Annotated in this window: 13 protein-coding genes; 11 read left to right on the forward strand and 2 right to left on the reverse strand. The window is 46.3% G+C overall.

Going from position 1 to position 16,017, the window contains the following annotated elements:
- Nucleotides 1–17 precede the first annotated feature (17 nt).
- The 6 genes from ABC831_RS02975 (at nucleotide 18) to ABC831_RS03000 (ending at nucleotide 6,955) form a co-directional block, all read left to right on the forward strand.
- Nucleotides 18–1,505, forward strand: a complete 1,488-nt coding sequence (locus tag ABC831_RS02975) for a sugar ABC transporter ATP-binding protein (RefSeq protein WP_343246754.1) — start codon at nucleotides 18–20, stop codon at nucleotides 1,503–1,505.
- A gap of 44 nt (nucleotides 1,506–1,549) precedes the next feature.
- Nucleotides 1,550–2,539, forward strand: a complete 990-nt coding sequence (locus ABC831_RS02980) for an ABC transporter permease (RefSeq protein WP_343246755.1) — start codon at nucleotides 1,550–1,552, stop codon at nucleotides 2,537–2,539.
- A gap of 30 nt (nucleotides 2,540–2,569) precedes the next feature.
- On the forward strand, nucleotides 2,570–3,763 hold the full coding sequence (locus tag ABC831_RS02985; RefSeq protein WP_343246756.1) for a M24 family metallopeptidase: 1,194 nt from the start codon (nucleotides 2,570–2,572) through the stop codon (nucleotides 3,761–3,763).
- Nucleotides 3,764–3,794: 31 nt separating this feature from the next.
- Complete coding sequence (locus tag ABC831_RS02990) at nucleotides 3,795–4,691, forward strand: sugar phosphate isomerase family (RefSeq protein WP_343246757.1); 897 nt, start codon at nucleotides 3,795–3,797, stop codon at nucleotides 4,689–4,691.
- A complete protein-coding gene (locus ABC831_RS02995; RefSeq protein ID WP_343246758.1) occupies nucleotides 4,685–5,656 on the forward strand; it encodes a ribokinase in 972 nt (323 codons plus the stop codon). Before ABC831_RS02990 ends, ABC831_RS02995 begins: the two co-directional genes overlap by 7 nt.
- Nucleotides 5,657–6,010: 354 nt before the next feature.
- The gene (locus ABC831_RS03000) at nucleotides 6,011–6,955 is read left to right on the forward strand and encodes a DMT family transporter (RefSeq protein ID WP_343246759.1); all 945 of its coding nucleotides are present in this window, start codon (nucleotides 6,011–6,013) and stop codon (nucleotides 6,953–6,955) included.
- 190 nt (nucleotides 6,956–7,145) lie between these two features.
- On the opposite strand, the gene ABC831_RS03005 is transcribed toward ABC831_RS03000, so the two are convergent.
- Together ABC831_RS03005 and ABC831_RS03010 are read right to left on the reverse strand one after the other, a co-directional pair.
- Nucleotides 7,146–7,946: a polysaccharide deacetylase family protein gene (locus ABC831_RS03005; RefSeq protein ID WP_343246760.1), complete on the reverse strand. Its 801-nt coding sequence runs from the start codon at nucleotides 7,944–7,946 to the stop codon at nucleotides 7,146–7,148.
- Nucleotides 7,947–8,021: 75 nt separating this feature from the next.
- Nucleotides 8,022–8,714, reverse strand: coding sequence for an SH3 domain-containing protein (locus tag ABC831_RS03010; RefSeq protein ID WP_343246761.1), 693 nt, complete (start codon nucleotides 8,712–8,714; stop codon nucleotides 8,022–8,024).
- 371 nt (nucleotides 8,715–9,085) lie between these two features.
- Between ABC831_RS03010 and ABC831_RS03015 the strand changes: the two genes are divergently transcribed.
- From ABC831_RS03015 to ABC831_RS03035, 5 genes are all read left to right on the forward strand, one after another.
- A complete protein-coding gene (locus ABC831_RS03015) occupies nucleotides 9,086–10,504 on the forward strand; it encodes a hypothetical protein (protein ID WP_343246762.1) in 1,419 nt (472 codons plus the stop codon).
- Nucleotides 10,505–10,667: 163 nt separating this feature from the next.
- The gene (locus tag ABC831_RS03020; protein WP_343246763.1) at nucleotides 10,668–11,897 is read left to right on the forward strand and encodes a cation:proton antiporter; all 1,230 of its coding nucleotides are present in this window, start codon (nucleotides 10,668–10,670) and stop codon (nucleotides 11,895–11,897) included.
- A 13-nt stretch (nucleotides 11,898–11,910) separates the two neighbouring features.
- The gene (locus tag ABC831_RS03025; protein WP_343246764.1) at nucleotides 11,911–13,296 is read left to right on the forward strand and encodes an MATE family efflux transporter; all 1,386 of its coding nucleotides are present in this window, start codon (nucleotides 11,911–11,913) and stop codon (nucleotides 13,294–13,296) included.
- Nucleotides 13,297–13,816: 520 nt separating this feature from the next.
- On the forward strand, nucleotides 13,817–14,989 hold the full coding sequence (locus tag ABC831_RS03030) for an ATPase, T2SS/T4P/T4SS family (RefSeq protein WP_343246765.1): 1,173 nt from the start codon (nucleotides 13,817–13,819) through the stop codon (nucleotides 14,987–14,989).
- A gap of 16 nt (nucleotides 14,990–15,005) precedes the next feature.
- Nucleotides 15,006–15,980: a type II secretion system F family protein gene (locus tag ABC831_RS03035; protein ID WP_343246766.1), complete on the forward strand. Its 975-nt coding sequence runs from the start codon at nucleotides 15,006–15,008 to the stop codon at nucleotides 15,978–15,980.
- Nucleotides 15,981–16,017: the final 37 nt, after the last annotated feature.

Genomic DNA, 16,017 nt, shown 5'->3' on the forward strand with positions numbered 1-16,017 from the left:
GAAAGGAGAATCAGGATATGTCCGATGTGATCTTAAAATTAAACGATATCTGCAAAAGCTTCTTCTCGGTGGAGGTGCTGCATCATGTGAATCTGGAACTGCGCCATGGAGAAATCCTGGGTCTGGTGGGGGAGAACGGAGCCGGAAAATCCACACTGATGAATATACTGGGAGGTATTTTCCCAATGAGCGCGGGGAACATCGAATACATGGGAGAACCCTACGAACCCTCTTCGCCGAAATACGCTACAGAAAAAGGAATCGCTTTCATCCATCAGGAACTGAACCTGTTTACCAATTTAAGTGTGGCGGAAAATATGTTCATCGACAACTTTCCTAAGGGTTTTCTGGGTAGAATCGATAAGAAGAAAATCCGGGAAAAGAGCCAGGAATACATAGAAAAATATGATCTGAATGTCCGGACCTCTGCGAAAATGGGGAATCTGCCCATGGGCTCCAGACAGATGGTTGAAATAGCCAAGGCTCTGATGAAAAATGCGAAGGTGATTATTTTTGACGAACCGACTACATCTTTATCCAACCGGGAAAAGGAGAAACTATTTAAAACGATACGGGACTTAAAGGCAAGTGGTGTTTCGATTATCTATATTTCCCATATTTTGGAGGATGTGCTGCTGTTGTGCGACCGGATCTGTGTGCTGAGGGATGGGAAAGTGGTGCATACCGATGATAAGGAACGGTATGACCGAGCCGGATTGATACGCTATATGGTAGGGCGGGAGCTGACTCAGGTTTATCCATCCATAGAAAAGGAGGTTCAGGAAACAGTTCTGGAAGTGAACGATTTAAGCTGCGCGGGATTTGTAAAAGATGTGTCTTTCCATCTGCGCAAAGGGGAGATCCTGGGAATGTTTGGACTGATGGGCGCGGGGAGGACTGAGATTCTTCGGGCGGTGTTCGGGCTGGATCCATTGGAAAGCGGAGAGATAGTGGTGTTCGGACAGGAAATGAAAAAACCCTCCCCGGGCAGATGTATCCATAAAGGGATGGCATTTATTACGGAAAACCGCCGGGAGGAGGGGCTGCTTATGCCCAGGACGGTCAGCACCAACCTGCTAATGGTGAAAAATGAAGAGCTGACCGGTCCTCTGGGAGTCGTGGATACAAAAGCGGAGGCCGGGTTGTGCCGGAAGATGGTAAATACATTGGGCATCAAAGCGCCGCACCCGGATCGTCAGGCAGCCAATAGCCTGTCGGGCGGAAATCAGCAGAAAGTAGTTATGGGAAAATGGCTTCTGAAAGAGCCGAAGATATTTCTGGTGGATGAACCAACCCACGGTGTGGATGTGGGAGCCAAACATGAGATCTACAGGCTCATTCTGAATATGGCGAAGGAAGGGTCCGCGATTCTGGTGGTATCGTCGGAGATGCAGGAGCTTATGGGGATCTGCGACCGGATCCTGGTGCTGGCTAATGGGCGGCTGACGAGTGAGGTGCAAAAGGAAGAGTATTCACAGGAACAGATCATGAAGTTTGCTTTATGATTGTACGCCTGAAAATACAAGGCAAATAAAGGGGGTAAGTACAGATGACAAAAGCCTGTGAAAGAAATGTGGGGAAACGGATTCTGCAGTATGCTGTGCGTTACGGGATGTATCTGATCTTCCTGCTGCTGATGATCTATTTCAGCGTCTCGAATTCAAACTTTCTGACATTTAATAATCTGATTCTGATATTGCAGCAGGCATCTCCTCACGGAATCGCGGTAATTGGTATTATTTTCGTGCTTACAGTAGGTGGGATTGACATATCGATCGGCAGAAATATGTTTCTGGCCAGTACGTTGGTAGGTGTGATGACGGTCAGCGTAAGTAAAAATTTTTTAAATTCTACGGCTGCCCTGGTGGCATGTATGGGGATTGCGATTACAGTGGGTGTTGTATTCGGACTCCTGAACGGCATTATCATTACAAAGTTCAGGATGGTCCCATTTATTACCACATTAGCTGTTGGAAGCGTGATGCGGGGACTGGGACTGACGATTTCTAATACCAGACAGTTTAATATTACTTTTATGAGTCCTTTGGCCAGTGGTCGGATCTTTAACATTCCTTATGTACTGATCATTTTCATCGTGCTGCTGGCAGTGACGAATTATATATTGCGATCCACCACTTTCGGGAGGCATCTGATGGCTATAGGAAACGATCCGGAGAATGCGAAGAGGATCGGAATAAATGTGGACAGGGATATGATCCTTGTTTATGTGATCTGCGCGGTGCTGGCCGCTCTGGGAGGAATACTCTCTGCCGGACAGATCGGAACGATTGCGGCCACCTTTGGTGAAGGCAATGAGTTTATCGCTATCTCGGCTGCGGTAGTTGGCGGTGCCAGTTTGTTTGGGGGTAAGGCAACGATTCTTCCAGGGGCAGTGGTGGGAATCCTTTTGATTACACTGATTACCAATGGGATGGCTATGGTAAATGCGTCTCCCTATGCCTATACCATAGTCCGGGGCGCAATCATATTCCTGGCTGTCATGCTGGACAGTATCAACTATAAAGGCGTGCTGCGCTGACGCGGCAGTGCACGCAGGAGGATGAATCAAATGAAAATAGGTAATGGGATACCGCGAAGTGAATTTGAACGAAGGATTACCCGTATACGGGAGGAGATGCTGAAGAATAATCTGGATCTGCTATTGGTCTACGGCGACGAATATCGCAGGGAGCACCTGCGCTATGTCAGTAATTACTGGCCGTTGTTTGAACGTGGGATTCTGCTGATACCAAAGAACGGGGAGCCGGTATTAATGTGTGCCCCTGAGGGAGAAATGATTGCCCGGGAGATGTCCGTTTGGAATGATATCCGTCTCCATCCCGGACTGGCTGGTATTTATGTGCCGGAGGAGATCGATTATCCTATGGCCAGCTATACAGACTTTTGCAATCTGGCCAGGGAAATCAATGCCTCAGGGAAAGTGCGGCGCCTGGGGATCGCCGGAATAGATTCGATGTCCCTGTATCTTTTGGATGATATTAAACAGTCATTTCAGGTAGACCCAATCGATGCCAATCCAGTGATGCGGGCGGTGAAACTGATCAAGAGTGACGCGGAGATCCGGTGTTTAAAAGAGGCGGGCCGTCAGGCTGACCTTGGATTTGCCGCAGTCTATGAGCTTGGAGACCGCCTGATTGGTATGACAGAGATAGAGGCGGCTGCACAAGCAGAATATGCGGCTAGAAAAGCAGGGGCGGAGCAGATTGTATTTACTATTCTGGCATCAGGAAAACGAACAGAATCCATCGTGGGGAGACCTCAGCACAAGGTGATCGAAGACGGAGATATGATTATGTGCGGGATCGCTGTTATGTATGAAGGTTATATCGCCAGCAGCGGCGCGCCTTTTGCCGTAGGACATTATTCACCTGAGACGGAAGAAGTGATACGGATACTGATGGAGGCATCGGAAATCGCTTTGCAGCAGATCATACCCGGACACCCTATGAACGGGATTGTAAAGGCAGTAAGGAACTATTTTCGAAGTAAGAATCTGGAACAGTATGACATCTATCCGCCGATGCATGGGATCGGAAGTTCGGAAGCGGAGTCTCCCTATCCGGATGAACACACGTCCGACTGCTTCCAGTCAGGGATGACGGTGAACACGGATATCAGTCTTTTTGGAATGCCGGGAGGATCTAACCGGATCGAAGAGGGATTCCTGATTACGGAAGATGGATTCGAAAGCCTGACACCATATATCCGCGGCTTTATTCAGAAGTATTTAAAAGGCAGTTGATGAATGCATGAACATACGAAGGGAGGAAAAAATGGAATTTCAATTGACGATAGATCAAATCGAGGAATGGTGCCGAATCCCATTTGGAGAATTATGTAAACGGGAGGACTTAAACGCAGCGGTCCGTCTGTCTGAAACAAAGGCACAGACCATGGAGGAGATCGGTAACCTGATGGCAGAAGATATGATCAGGAATAACAGAGCAGGTAAACTGACGAGGTGGATCCTGCCTGCCGGTCCTATGGAGCAGTATACGACCTTTATCAACCGGGTCAACCGGGAAAGGATCAGTCTGAAAAACCTGTATGTATTTCATATGGACGAATTTCTGGATTGGGAAGGCCGTCCCTATCCGGTAGAGGAGAATTTCCGCAGCCTGCGGGGGACCATGCAGGGAGGTTTTTATAACCGAATTGATCCGGAACTCAATGTTCCTGAGGAACATAGAATCTGGCCGGATGTACACGATCCGGATAGCTTCGACCAAAAAGTGCAGGAGTTGGGCGGAATTGATACCACATGGGCAGGTATCGGCTGCAAGGGACTGATCGCTTTCTGCGAAGCGCCCCGTTCCAGGTATCACAGAATTACCCGGGAACAATTCAGAAATGGAAAAACCAGAATCCGTGAGATTAACGAAGATACAATCGTGGCTTTAGCCCAGCGGACTTTTGGCGGTTTCTACGATCTGGTTCCCCCCATGGCAATTACGGTCGGAATGAAATCCATACTGACATCGAGACGGATTGTATTTATGATTACAACCGGCGCATGGAAGAACACGGTAATCCGTATCCTGCTTATGTGCAAAGAACCTGTCCTGGAATATCCGGTGACTTTCCTGACTAAATACATTCCTGAAAAGATACTGTGCTGTGACAAAGTTTCCAGTGACCATCCGTTGTCACACAAAATAAAACTATGGTAGCTGTAAAAGAAGAGCCCCGGGTTCTGGTATTTAATAATCATGGAGTAGGGCAGTATGTCAGGATAGACCGGCTGCCCAAATGGGGAGAGACAATCCGGGGGCAGGACTGGCAGTTTGAACAGGACGGGGGAAAGGGATCCAATGTAGCGATTGCTCTTGGAAGACTAAAAGTTCCGACCGCTTTTCTGGGAAAGATCGGTGAGGACTACTGGGGTGACTTAGGAATCTCCTGGATGAAAGAAGCAGGGGTGGATATCAGCAGAATCCGCCGCTCCGAACGAGTAAACACCTGCACTGGTATTATACTGACGGACCATAATGGAAGAAATTCCATTGTTGTCGGTGAAAGCAGCAGCAATGCCATGACGGCGGAGGAACTGGAGGCGGATATCGGGTATTTTCCCACCCCGGACATACTGATCACAGGGTTTGAAATTCGCGAAGATCTGGCTCTTAAGGCAGCTGAGATCGCCCATCGCAGAGGAATGCGGACGATCTTAAATGCCAGCCCGATGCCGGAGCATGGAATTGACGCTCTTTTGGATATCGATATTCTGATTATCAACTGGGAGGAGGCGTGCATCCTGGCTCAAATCGGCGGGGTGGAGCAGACCCGGAGAAATGATAATGGGAATAGGGAACAAGTGATCCGCCTGGTGAAACAGATCTGCTTACCCGGGACCGTGATTATGACACTGGGAGATGAGGGATGCATGGTGTTGGAGAATGATACATGCATCCGTATCCCAGGAGTGAAACAAAAAGCCGTGGATACAACCGGAGCGGGAGATGGATTTTTGGCCGCTTTTGCTGCAAATCTGGTCTGGGGTAAATCGATTACGGAAGCCTGCACATGGGCTAACCGATATTCCGCCTATACGGTGGCACATCGGGGGACGATTCCATCCTATCCAGATCGGGAAACTATAGAGCGATTCATGAATAATTCTATCCGGGATATATAATGAAGAGATGTTATGAGGGAATATCTTAGGATCGGGACAAAATTCGGTATATGGCCGAACGGTGTCCCGATCCGTTTCTCGCAGTGGATTTTCGAAACTTTGAAAGATCTCTTTTGAAAATAGGTACCATTTGTATATATAGGAGAGAGTTTATGGAATGGCAGGAATTATTATCTTTTCTTCTATTTATCCATTAAACGAACGATTCATAAATACAACAAATCGTGCAGCAATTCAGGAAAACATAACTCTTGAGATTTTTCTTTTGAAATGATATGATTAACCCGTTTGAAGAGAAGCAACGTCTGGAATAACACCTGGATTAGCTGCTGCGAAAGGGATGGATGAGTCAATATGTCATCGAAAAAGGGAGAATGGTTAAAGAAAACACCGGTGCTGTGTCTTATGGCAATGATCTGCTGCGCGCTGTGGGGAAGTGCATTTCCCTGTATTAAAATAGGATATAGCCTGTTTGAGATTCCGGCGGATGCGGTGAGCAGCCAGATGCTGTTCGCAGGTATGCGGTTCACACTGGCGGGGATTCTGGTCATTATAATAGGAAGTCTGATGGGACGAAAATTCATGGTACCCAGGAAAGCAGCCTGGAAGAAGATCCTGATACTAAGCTTGTTCCAAACGATCATTCAATACATATTTTTCTATATCGGCCTGGCGAATACGACAGGAGTGAAATCCTCCATAATCGAAGCGGCCAATGTGTTTTTTGTTATTCTGCTGGCCTGTCTTGTTTTTCATCAGGAGAAACTGACTGTGTCGAAAATACTGGGCTGTATGGTGGGATTCGCCGGTGTGGTATTGGTCAACCTGAACCAGGGCGGTTTGGATACGGGAATCAAACTGAACGGAGAAGGCTTCATCCTGCTGTCGGCATTCTCATACGCCATGTCCAGCGTATTTTTGAAGAAGTTCGGAAAAGATGAAGATCCGATGCTGCTGAGCGGCTATCAGTTTGTGATCGGCGGACTAGTGATAACTATGTGCGGATTGCTGACCGGCGGAGAGATCACGACGTTTACGGCTGGATCGACGGGAATGCTGTTCTATCTGGCCATTGTGTCGGCGGGAGCCTATTCGATCTGGGGGAATCTTCTGAAATATAACCCGGCGTCGAAGGTAGCGGTATTTGGTTTTATGAATCCGGTGTTCGGAGTTGTTCTGTCCGCTCTGCTGCTGCATGAACAGGAGCAGGCTTTTGGGTGGATGGGACTGACCGCATTGGTGCTGGTTTGTATTGGCATCTTTGTGGTAAATAGAGACAGCCGCAAGGCAACTATGTAAATAGAAAACCTCCAAAGCGGGCTGCACAGGTGACTCTAATAAGTTAGGCCTAATTAGCAGCAGCTTAAGAATCACTGCGCTATTAAGCCTGACTTACTGGAGCCACCTCAGTGGTCCGTATCCGTTTGGAGGTTTATAATACTGTTATTCTGCCGGACGAAAGCGACACTGGTTACCTGAACGGATTTTTTTATTTGCTGTCCGGGATCTGGCGTCCTTCGTGGTCCATGTGGTAATTATCCCGGCAGATTAACTGGGAAACCGGAACCAGTTCATAACCCGCACCCTGCAGAGTGGTAATTACTGTTTCCAGAGCGTCTTTTGTATACTTGGCTCCATTATGCATAAGAATGATGGAGCCGTTACCTAGATGTTCATTCTGCGTTACCATCTGTACGATGCTGTCAGCCCCATAATCTTTCCAATCCAAGCTGTCCACGTCCCACTGAATCGGGTAATAGCCGCATTCCCGGGCATTCGTGATCACATGATTATCATAATCTCCATAGGGGGGACGAAACAAAAACATCTCATAACCGGTCAGTTCTTTGACCTTATTATGTACACTCATCAGCTCCTGCTTACATTCCTCATCGCTTAACTGACTCATGTTTTTGTGATTCTGTGAGTGATTGCCCAGGTCATGGCCGGCTGCCAGAATCTTTTTTACATCCTCAGGATAACTTTCCACCCATCCTCCTGTCATAAAAAAGGTTGTATGGACATTGTATTTCGCCAGAATATCCAATAATGTCTGAGTATCCTCGTTGCCCCATGCGGCATCAAAGCTTAGGGCCACCTGTTTTTTCGGTGTCTCCACACAGTAAATCGGAAGCTCGCGCCCGTCCACCGAACTGCTGACCGAGGTGACGGTTGGTAAATACAGGACACTGCATACAATCAACAGCAGCAGTACAAACCAGAAAAAACCGGATTTTGCAACCGTTGGTATTTTCAGATTTTTATACTCTGTTTTTGGAATTCTCCACATATAAAAACTCCACAATATATGGTTTTATACATATATATGTGGAGTCTATGGAAGTATGTATTTATTTCAACACGTTTAAAAGCACTTTTTACATGGCGTTAATCCCCTTGCCAGGGCGTCCTCCAGCGTTGATTCATAATAAGTGCCATTGCCGCACTTATGGTTATGATACTTACTGCCAGTTTTGGTAACCAGTACGATTTGAGCATCCGTGTCGGCCGGTTGGGAAGGAGCGTCGGTACCAGCTGATACGGAAGAATCCGGAGATGATTTTGATGTATTGGAAACAGAAGCAGATGCGATCTGGGAAGACAATTTTTCATTTTCTTCCGTTAGTTTTGTGTTCTCCTGTTTCAGGGAATCGATCTGATTTTGTAAATCCTCCGTCTGATCTAAGTCAGCCAGGGAGTCTATGGTTTGTTCAGCTGTCTCTAACTGATCCTGCAGTTGCTCAATCTTTGCCACGTTCGTCTGGTTTTCATCCTTCAGAGCGGACAGATCGGCGGACAGAGATTCAACCTGTGCTTCCAGTTCCTGCTTTTCGTTCTGTATGGCTTCCAATTGATCGGTAAGCGCGGCAGTTTGGCTGGTGTCCGATGAAAATGTGGAAAGAAAGAGAATCAAAAAGAATACTCCAAATAACGCGCTGGCGCCTGCTTTTATTGGCATTTTCCATTCTTTTTTATACTTCCACATAAGAAAACAGCCAACAGGAAAGAACAAGACTAAAAATGCCAGAATCCAACCTGTTTTTTGATACCATTTCATAGAAATCCCCCTCTTTTGTAAATGAATATCAATGTTACCATTTATTAATATTCTACAACGAATTGTTACGAAAAACAATTATGAGAATCGTAACAAACTGTTGAACGTTTGTTCTGCTTTAAGAAAAAATTAAGGTTATCCTATTAAAAATTAAGAATTAAATGAGCGGATTGATTTGTAGAAAAAGAGTTAGCGTGCTATAATTCACTACATATTGACTTGCGGGTATGGGTTTTTGATGAGGTGTCAAGAATTAGACAGGAAGGAAAGACGGAACAAAAAATGTTTCCCCATAACTATATGTGCTGGAAATCGATCACAGGAGGAGACAATTTGGGAACCTGGCTGCGACAATCAAGGAGCGAGTGAAAATGAATAAGAAAAAATTTGACAAAAGTTATCTGGCTTGGTTTCAAAGCTGCCGGGTCCTGCCGGTTGAATGGGTAATCGCAGGAATCATCGGAGGACTGATCCTGATTACATATACTTATGCGGACGGTGTGTCCTGGACGATCTGGTCCACGAATCTTCTGGACGTCGTTTTCGATGGAAAGCCGTTGGATTATTATGCGTATTGCCGGGAAAACCTGTTCGGTGCCATGCACAAGGACATGGGGACCAGTGTGTTCAGTGTTCTTCCCTGGGCAGTCTGGAATATACCGATTTGGATTCTTCAGAGGTTTTTCGGGTTCCGGATTGTTGAAAATTCTCTGATGCTGATCTGGTCCAAACTTTTCTTAGTTGCGGCACTTTTGGTTACGGCTTATTTTATGTATCAGATCGTATTGCTTATGACCGGAAACCGATACAGAAGCTGGCTCGCAGCTCTTCTGATGGTATCTGCGGTTCATGTATATATTGCCGTCTGCTTTGCCGGACAAAATGATGTGGTCATCTGTATGTTTGGAATTATGGCTGTTTATTTTCTGCTGAAAAAACGATATGGGCTGTTTATGTTGTTATCTTCCTTTGCGATAGCGACCAAACCATTTTTCATATTTACCTATATTGGATTGGTACTGGTTATAGAAAAGCGAGTGGATAAAATTATATATCGGATACTGGGCGGATTCTGGCTCACGATTTTATTTTCTCTGATCTACCACAATGCGCCTCTGTATCAAAAGTCGATGAATGGCGCAATTAAATATGGAGATGAGATCGGAAAAATACTGAGTAAAGATATTTCTTTTGGTCCTGTGGTGAACACTTCCATTTTTATTCTGGTCCTGTGTCTGGTTTACTTTTTTGCTTACGTGGTTAAGACAAAGGGGGAGGAGCAGTGGCGGCAGTATGTGATTTATATTGCTATGGCGACGCAGTTCGTGTTCTTTGGGTTTACGGAATATTTTTATTACCGGTTAATCCTGCTTTACCCATTTTTGCTGTGTGTGATAATATCCAATAAAAAATATCTGCGGTTGAATATGATACTTGAGGTTCTGTTGTCCGCCAGCACGGTTCTGGTCCACCTGAATACCAATGGGTTTATGGGGCCTTCTTTTGTGGCAAGAGGATTTTTGGCGAACTTTCTGCCGGGGATCAATACCGGAAAGTTACATTATGTAAATCTCAACCAGATCATATGGTCGGTGAAGAATTATGCGCTATATTCGAAGATATTTAACGCGGTGTTTATTGCCTGCCTGATTCTGCTTCTGGTAATTAATTTTCCTGGTTTTAAAAAAGATCTGGGTAAGGAGAATGATGTTTGCAGCAGAGGGTGGATATGGCTGCATATGGCACTGATCATACCGGTGTACGCTGTGTCTTTGGCCTTATGCTTCTGAGAGGGACCGGCTTTTTTGCGCCGGAGCCGTCCAGCCGTGCTCCTTGGTGGTTAAGACATGAAAACTGTGCTATAATGAGTGAAAGCATAACGGGATTACGTAGGGAGTATATTATCTGTGTGGGCGTGTGTGACATCGCCTTAGAGAAAAGGAGCGTGGTGGGATGGCTCTTCTCGACAGGATTGGAAATTCTTCTGCGGAGGTAATTTTAAGTATTGCGTTGATTCTGATTGCAGGTTTTTTGATGACCAGGATCACGAAAAAGCTGCATCTGCCGGATGTGACGGGGTATATTTTAGCGGGGGTGCTGATCGGCCCCTATGTCTTGAATCTGATTTCGCCTGATATTATGGAGGGAATGGGGTTTATCACGGACATAGCTCTGGCTTACATTGCGTTTGGCGTAGGAAAATACTTTAAACTGGAGGAACTGAAGAAAAATGGCAGGCGGATCATTATCATAACCGTATTCGAGGCATTACTGGCTGGAACGGTGGTGGCGCTGACGATGATCTTTCTCTTTCATCTGTCGGTCCCCTTTGCCATCTTGCTGGGAGCGATCGGATCTGCCACGGCGCCGGCCTCGACGATTATGACGATCAATCAGTATCATGCCAGAGGAGAGCTGGTGAATACCATCCTGCAGGTGGTAGCTTTGGATGATGCGGTAGCCCTGATTGCATTCAGCGTGTGCGCGGCCATTGCGGATCAACTGGAGAGCGGTGCCGGACATATGAGGTGGAACGTATTCCTGGTTCCTCTGCTGGTGAATCTGGGGGTATTTTTCTTAGGAGCCGTGTGCGGTTATCTTTTGAAATGGATCATATCGGACAGCCGGTCCAGGGATCACAGACTGATCCTGATCAACGCAGTGATTTTTGCCATGACCGGGGTGTGCACGATGCTGGATGTCTCCCCTCTGCTTCCCTGTATGATTATGGGAACGGTATATGTAAATGTGATCGAAAAAAAGAACCTGTTTAAACAGGTGAATCATTTTTCCCCGCCTATCATGCTGATGTTTTTTGTACTTTCCGGTATGAAGCTGAATGTTCCCATGCTGGTGTCGGCCGGTGTGATCGGCGTGGTTTATTTTGGTGTACGGATTCTCGGCAAATATGTGGGGGCCTGGACCGGCGCTCTGATCGGTAAGGCTTCCCCGGAGGTGCGCAAATATCTGGGTTTGGCCCTGGTGCCGCAGGCCGGTGTGGCGATCGGACTGGCCGCCCTGGGACAGCGGATTCTGCCGCCCCGGATGGGAACCATGCTTTCTACGATTATACTGTCTTCCAGTATCCTATATGAAATGGTGGGCCCCGCCTGTGCCAAAGGAGCATTAATTCTGGCCCGCGAGATCCGGACGACAAAGGCTGCAGATGCGGACGGAAAATGAGGAGTTGTGAAACATGAGCGTGAACAATGATTTCAGCAAGGGCAGCGTTTCGGGAAATATTTTAAGCCTGGCGCTGCCCATGACGTTGGCTCAGCTGATTAATGTACTATATAATGTGGTAGACCGGATCTATATTGGGCATATTCCGGGAGCGTCCACAGTGCCGTTGACCGGACTTGGCCTGGCGCTGCCAATAATTACGATCATTACGGCGTTTGCCAATCTGTTCGGAATGGGCGGGGCACCGCTGTGTTCCATAGCCAGAGGACAGAGAGAAAACAAAAAAGCGGAGCAGATTATGGGAAATTCTTTTTCCATGCTTTTGATTACCGGCTTTATTCTGATGATACTCTGCCTGTTGTTTAAAAAGCCGCTGCTGTATCTGTTCGGCGCCAGCAGTGCAACGTTTCCTTACGCAGATGCGTATCTGACCATCTATTTGCTGGGTACCGTATTTGTAATGATCAGCCTGGGAATGAATAGTTTTATCAATTCACAGGGATTTGGTAAAATCGGCATGATGACTGTACTTCTGGGTGCGGTGGCAAATATTGTACTGGACCCTCTGTTTATCTTTTTTTTTCAGATGGGGGTGCAGGGAGCTGCGGCAGCCACTTTGATTTCCCAGATGCTGTCTGCCGTCTGGGTGCTTAAGTTCCTGCGGGGGCCAAAGGCAATTCTGAAGCTGAACCGGGAAGGGATGCGGTTAAAGGCTGAGCTGCTCAAAAGTATTACAGGGCTTGGGATGTCCGGTTTTGTGATGTCTGTCACCAATGGATCTGTGCAGATCATTTGCAACGCTACACTGCAAAATTTCGGGGGCGATCTGTATGTTGGGGTCATGACAGTGATCAACTCGGTGCGGGAGATTATAACCATGCCGGTGATGGGGGTGACCAATGGTGCCCAGCCGGTGATGGGATTTAATTATGGGGCTGAGGAGTACGCACGGGTGCGAAGCGCTATAAAATTCACAACCGCAGTGTGTATCATCTATACGTTTGCGGTCTGGGGTTTATTACTGCTGGCGCCCCGGTTTTTCATCCACCTGTTTAACAGCGAGCCTGAACTTATAAAGGCTGGTGTTCCAGCTATGAAGATTTATTTTTTCGGCATTTTTATGATGTCTCTGCAGTTCGCCGGACAGTCCGTATTCGTGGCGTTGGGCAAATCCAGGCAGGCTGTATTCTTTTCGCTGCTTCGAAAGGCAATTATCGTGATCCCTTTGACTCTTCTTCTGCCAATGATGGGAAATCTGGGCACGAATGGAGTGTTTCTGGCTGAGCCGGTATCGAATTTTATCGGGGGAACTGCGTGTTTTGTTACCATGATGATTACGGTCTGGCCTGGTTTGGGACAGAAAGAAATCAATGGTACGGGTGTAAAAAATAAGGGTTAAAAATAAGGCGTTTTTTGGTTAGAATGCAGAGTTGACATGCTCCTCATTTTGAGATATGATCTTTGTACATTCTTTAAAGAATAATTCTGATTGATCTGTTTTGTATCTGTTTTATTTTATTCATTCATTACTTTATTTATCTGATTTTTTCCATTTACTGATGTATTGTCCAATCTGTTTCAAGCGTTGAACGGTATTTCCTATTTATGATCATCCATCAGGTGGCACAGGTATTCTGAAGCTGTGTTGACAGGATTTCTATGATGGGAATGGACAGCAATTGGTTTAAAGTAAGAGAGGTGATCAGGGAGAGTTTCATAAAAAATAGTAGCGCTCGAAAAAACCTCGCTGACTATTTTTCATGCATCGCACGTAAGTGCCTAAAATACAGGCACTAAGTGCTCATAGCGATAAAAAATAGTAGCGCTCGAAAAAGCCTCACTGACTATTTTTCATGCATCGCACGTAAGTGCCCATAACAATAAACAAGATCGGGGAGCGGAAAGAAAGGAGGAGCGAATTGTATGTAAACAAAACCCGGACGGAAAACAGGGAGCATATTCTTCAGGGAGATTTTGTAAATAAACTGTTGGATGACGTCATTGACTATTTTACCAGAGTTGATATGAAACCGCTGAATCTGGTCGAACGGGGGATGAAAAGCAGGGATGAATTCCTGCAAGAGGTAAGGGAATACCTGAAACACAGACAGGTAGGGGAGCCGCTGGCCGGTATCGTATTGGAACGCTTTCGCAAATTCCTGTGGAGCTATGATATTCTGGATGAGCTGATCAATGATGAGTCCATATCAGATATTAAAGTGCTGGATGAGAATCATATACGGGTAAAAAGGTATGGGAAGCGTATGACTTCGCCCTTAAAATTCAGAAGTAAAGAGGCGTATCGGCGGTTTGTGGACCGGGTGGTTATCAAAAACAGAACGAACCTGAGCGATTTGAATGCGGTTCAGAACTTTACAGACAAAACAACAAATCCTAAGTTTATTTTGCGCTTTAATATCACGACTGAGTTTGTTAACTCCGTAGACACCCCTTATCTGCATATACGTAAGATTGCCAAGCAGAAAAATACGCTGGCAGATCTGATAAAAATGGGTATGCTGAGTGATGAAACCGCAGAATGGATGAGGCAGGAAGCGTCCCGGGCTTCTGGAATCCTGTTTACCGGGAAGGGGGCGTCCGGCAAAACCACCCTGATGAACGCATTGCTGGACTGTATCCCGGAGTCTAATTCCGGCCTGGTGATTCAGGAAAATGAAGAACTGTTTTCCAATACACATCCGGATCTGATGTTTCAGCACGTAGTATCCAGCAAGGGTGAGGGAAAGATCCGATATGATTTGAAGGATCTGGCCCGCAATGGCCTGCTGACGGACCTGGACTATTTTATCATAGGGGAAATCAAGGGAGGTGAAGCACTGTATTTTTTAAATGCGGCATATACCGGGCATAAGTGCTGGGCATCCGTGCATGGAGCCAGCTCTACGGAAGGGCTGAATAAACTGGCTGATTATGTAAAATACGAAAGCGATTACAGCCGGGAAGATGCGCTGCATATGCTGTGTCATATATCCACGATCGTCTTCCTTGAAAATTTTAAAGTGAGGGAGATCTCCCAGATAGACGGCTGGGACCGGATAAATAACGATTTGAAATATAGAAAAATAATATAAGGAGGGATGATACCGCTTGATCAAAGAAATCAGTTTCTGTTTGCGGATACTTCTGCTTCCGCTGCTGTTCGCCAGTTTTACGAATCTCCATGATTTCCTGAAGGAGCAGCGATTGGTGGAACGGGCACTGCTGGAATTTTATCGCCTGTCGGAAGAACAGGAGGAAGGCCGCAGAAGGGAGGAGACCAAACGGTGGTTTGAGGAGGGGGCAGGCAGGAGAAAAAGCGTTCTTTACCGTTTTGATCTTATGATCCTTCAGAGCAATATCCGTTACTATCTGCCGTTTTTGAATACCGAAATATTTCTGGTTCTGATGATGACGGCATCCGTGGCCGCTGCCGCACTGGCCAAAAGCCTGAGCGGAATCTGGGTTCTGACGATTCCGGCTGCTGCTTTTACCATGTTTCTTTTTTATCTTGTAATCTACAGTCTTTCTGTTTCCAATTATAAAAAAACACAGAACAGCATTACACAGTTTGCCAATCTGCTGGAAAACTTCAGTGAAACCAGCGACGATCTGATTTTTATTTTCGAAAAGGTCTGTCCCTATCTGGATGTACCACTGCGCCCGGCACTTCAGGAGTGTGTGAGTACGGCGCGCAATACGGGAAATGTGGAGGAGGCGCTGAGAAATCTGGAGCTTCAGATCGAACATCCCCAGTTCCGGAATCTGATCCGGAATCTGGAGATCTGTTCCAGGCATGAGGCGAACTACGCGGAAATTATCCGCGACAACCGCAGAAGCCTGCAGGAATATCTGCAGGATCAAAAAGAAAGAAAAGCACTGTATGACAATGGACGTATCGAAATCAGTATTATTCTGCTGCTCTGCCTTGTTGTAACCAGTATGCTGAACGGTTTTATCCGCCATGGGTTTCTGTATGTGCTATTCCATTCTGTGATTGGGAACGGCATTGCGCTGTACTGTATGATCGTACTGCTTGCCTGCCTGTATTCCATGTTTTTCGCAGGGAAAAAAGGACAATCATAATAAAAGTATCCGCTGACACATAAAGAATGATAAATAA

The sequence above is a fragment of the Diplocloster hominis genome (assembly GCF_032380655.1).
In the GTDB taxonomy this organism is placed as follows: domain Bacteria; phylum Bacillota; class Clostridia; order Lachnospirales; family Lachnospiraceae; genus Diplocloster; species Diplocloster hominis.

Bases quoted from the DNA above. Each gene is read 5' to 3' on its own strand.
- ABC831_RS03015 (WP_343246762.1), top strand. From the start codon at position 9,086: ATGAATAAGAAAAAATTTGACAAAAGTTATCTGGCTTGGTTTCAAAGC.
- ABC831_RS02995 (WP_343246758.1), top strand. From the start codon at position 4,685: ATGGTAGCTGTAAAAGAAGAGCCCCGGGTTCTGGTATTTAATAATCAT.
- ABC831_RS03010 (WP_343246761.1), bottom strand. From the start codon at position 8,714: ATGAAATGGTATCAAAAAACAGGTTGGATTCTGGCATTTTTAGTCTTG.
- ABC831_RS02980 (WP_343246755.1), top strand. From the start codon at position 1,550: ATGACAAAAGCCTGTGAAAGAAATGTGGGGAAACGGATTCTGCAGTAT.
- ABC831_RS03000 (WP_343246759.1), top strand. From the start codon at position 6,011: ATGTCATCGAAAAAGGGAGAATGGTTAAAGAAAACACCGGTGCTGTGT.
- ABC831_RS02975 (WP_343246754.1), top strand. From the start codon at position 18: ATGTCCGATGTGATCTTAAAATTAAACGATATCTGCAAAAGCTTCTTC.
- ABC831_RS02985 (WP_343246756.1), top strand. From the start codon at position 2,570: ATGAAAATAGGTAATGGGATACCGCGAAGTGAATTTGAACGAAGGATT.
- ABC831_RS02990 (WP_343246757.1), top strand. From the start codon at position 3,795: ATGGAATTTCAATTGACGATAGATCAAATCGAGGAATGGTGCCGAATC.
- ABC831_RS03005 (WP_343246760.1), bottom strand. From the start codon at position 7,946: ATGTGGAGAATTCCAAAAACAGAGTATAAAAATCTGAAAATACCAACG.
- ABC831_RS03020 (WP_343246763.1), top strand. From the start codon at position 10,668: ATGGCTCTTCTCGACAGGATTGGAAATTCTTCTGCGGAGGTAATTTTA.
- ABC831_RS03025 (WP_343246764.1), top strand. From the start codon at position 11,911: ATGAGCGTGAACAATGATTTCAGCAAGGGCAGCGTTTCGGGAAATATT.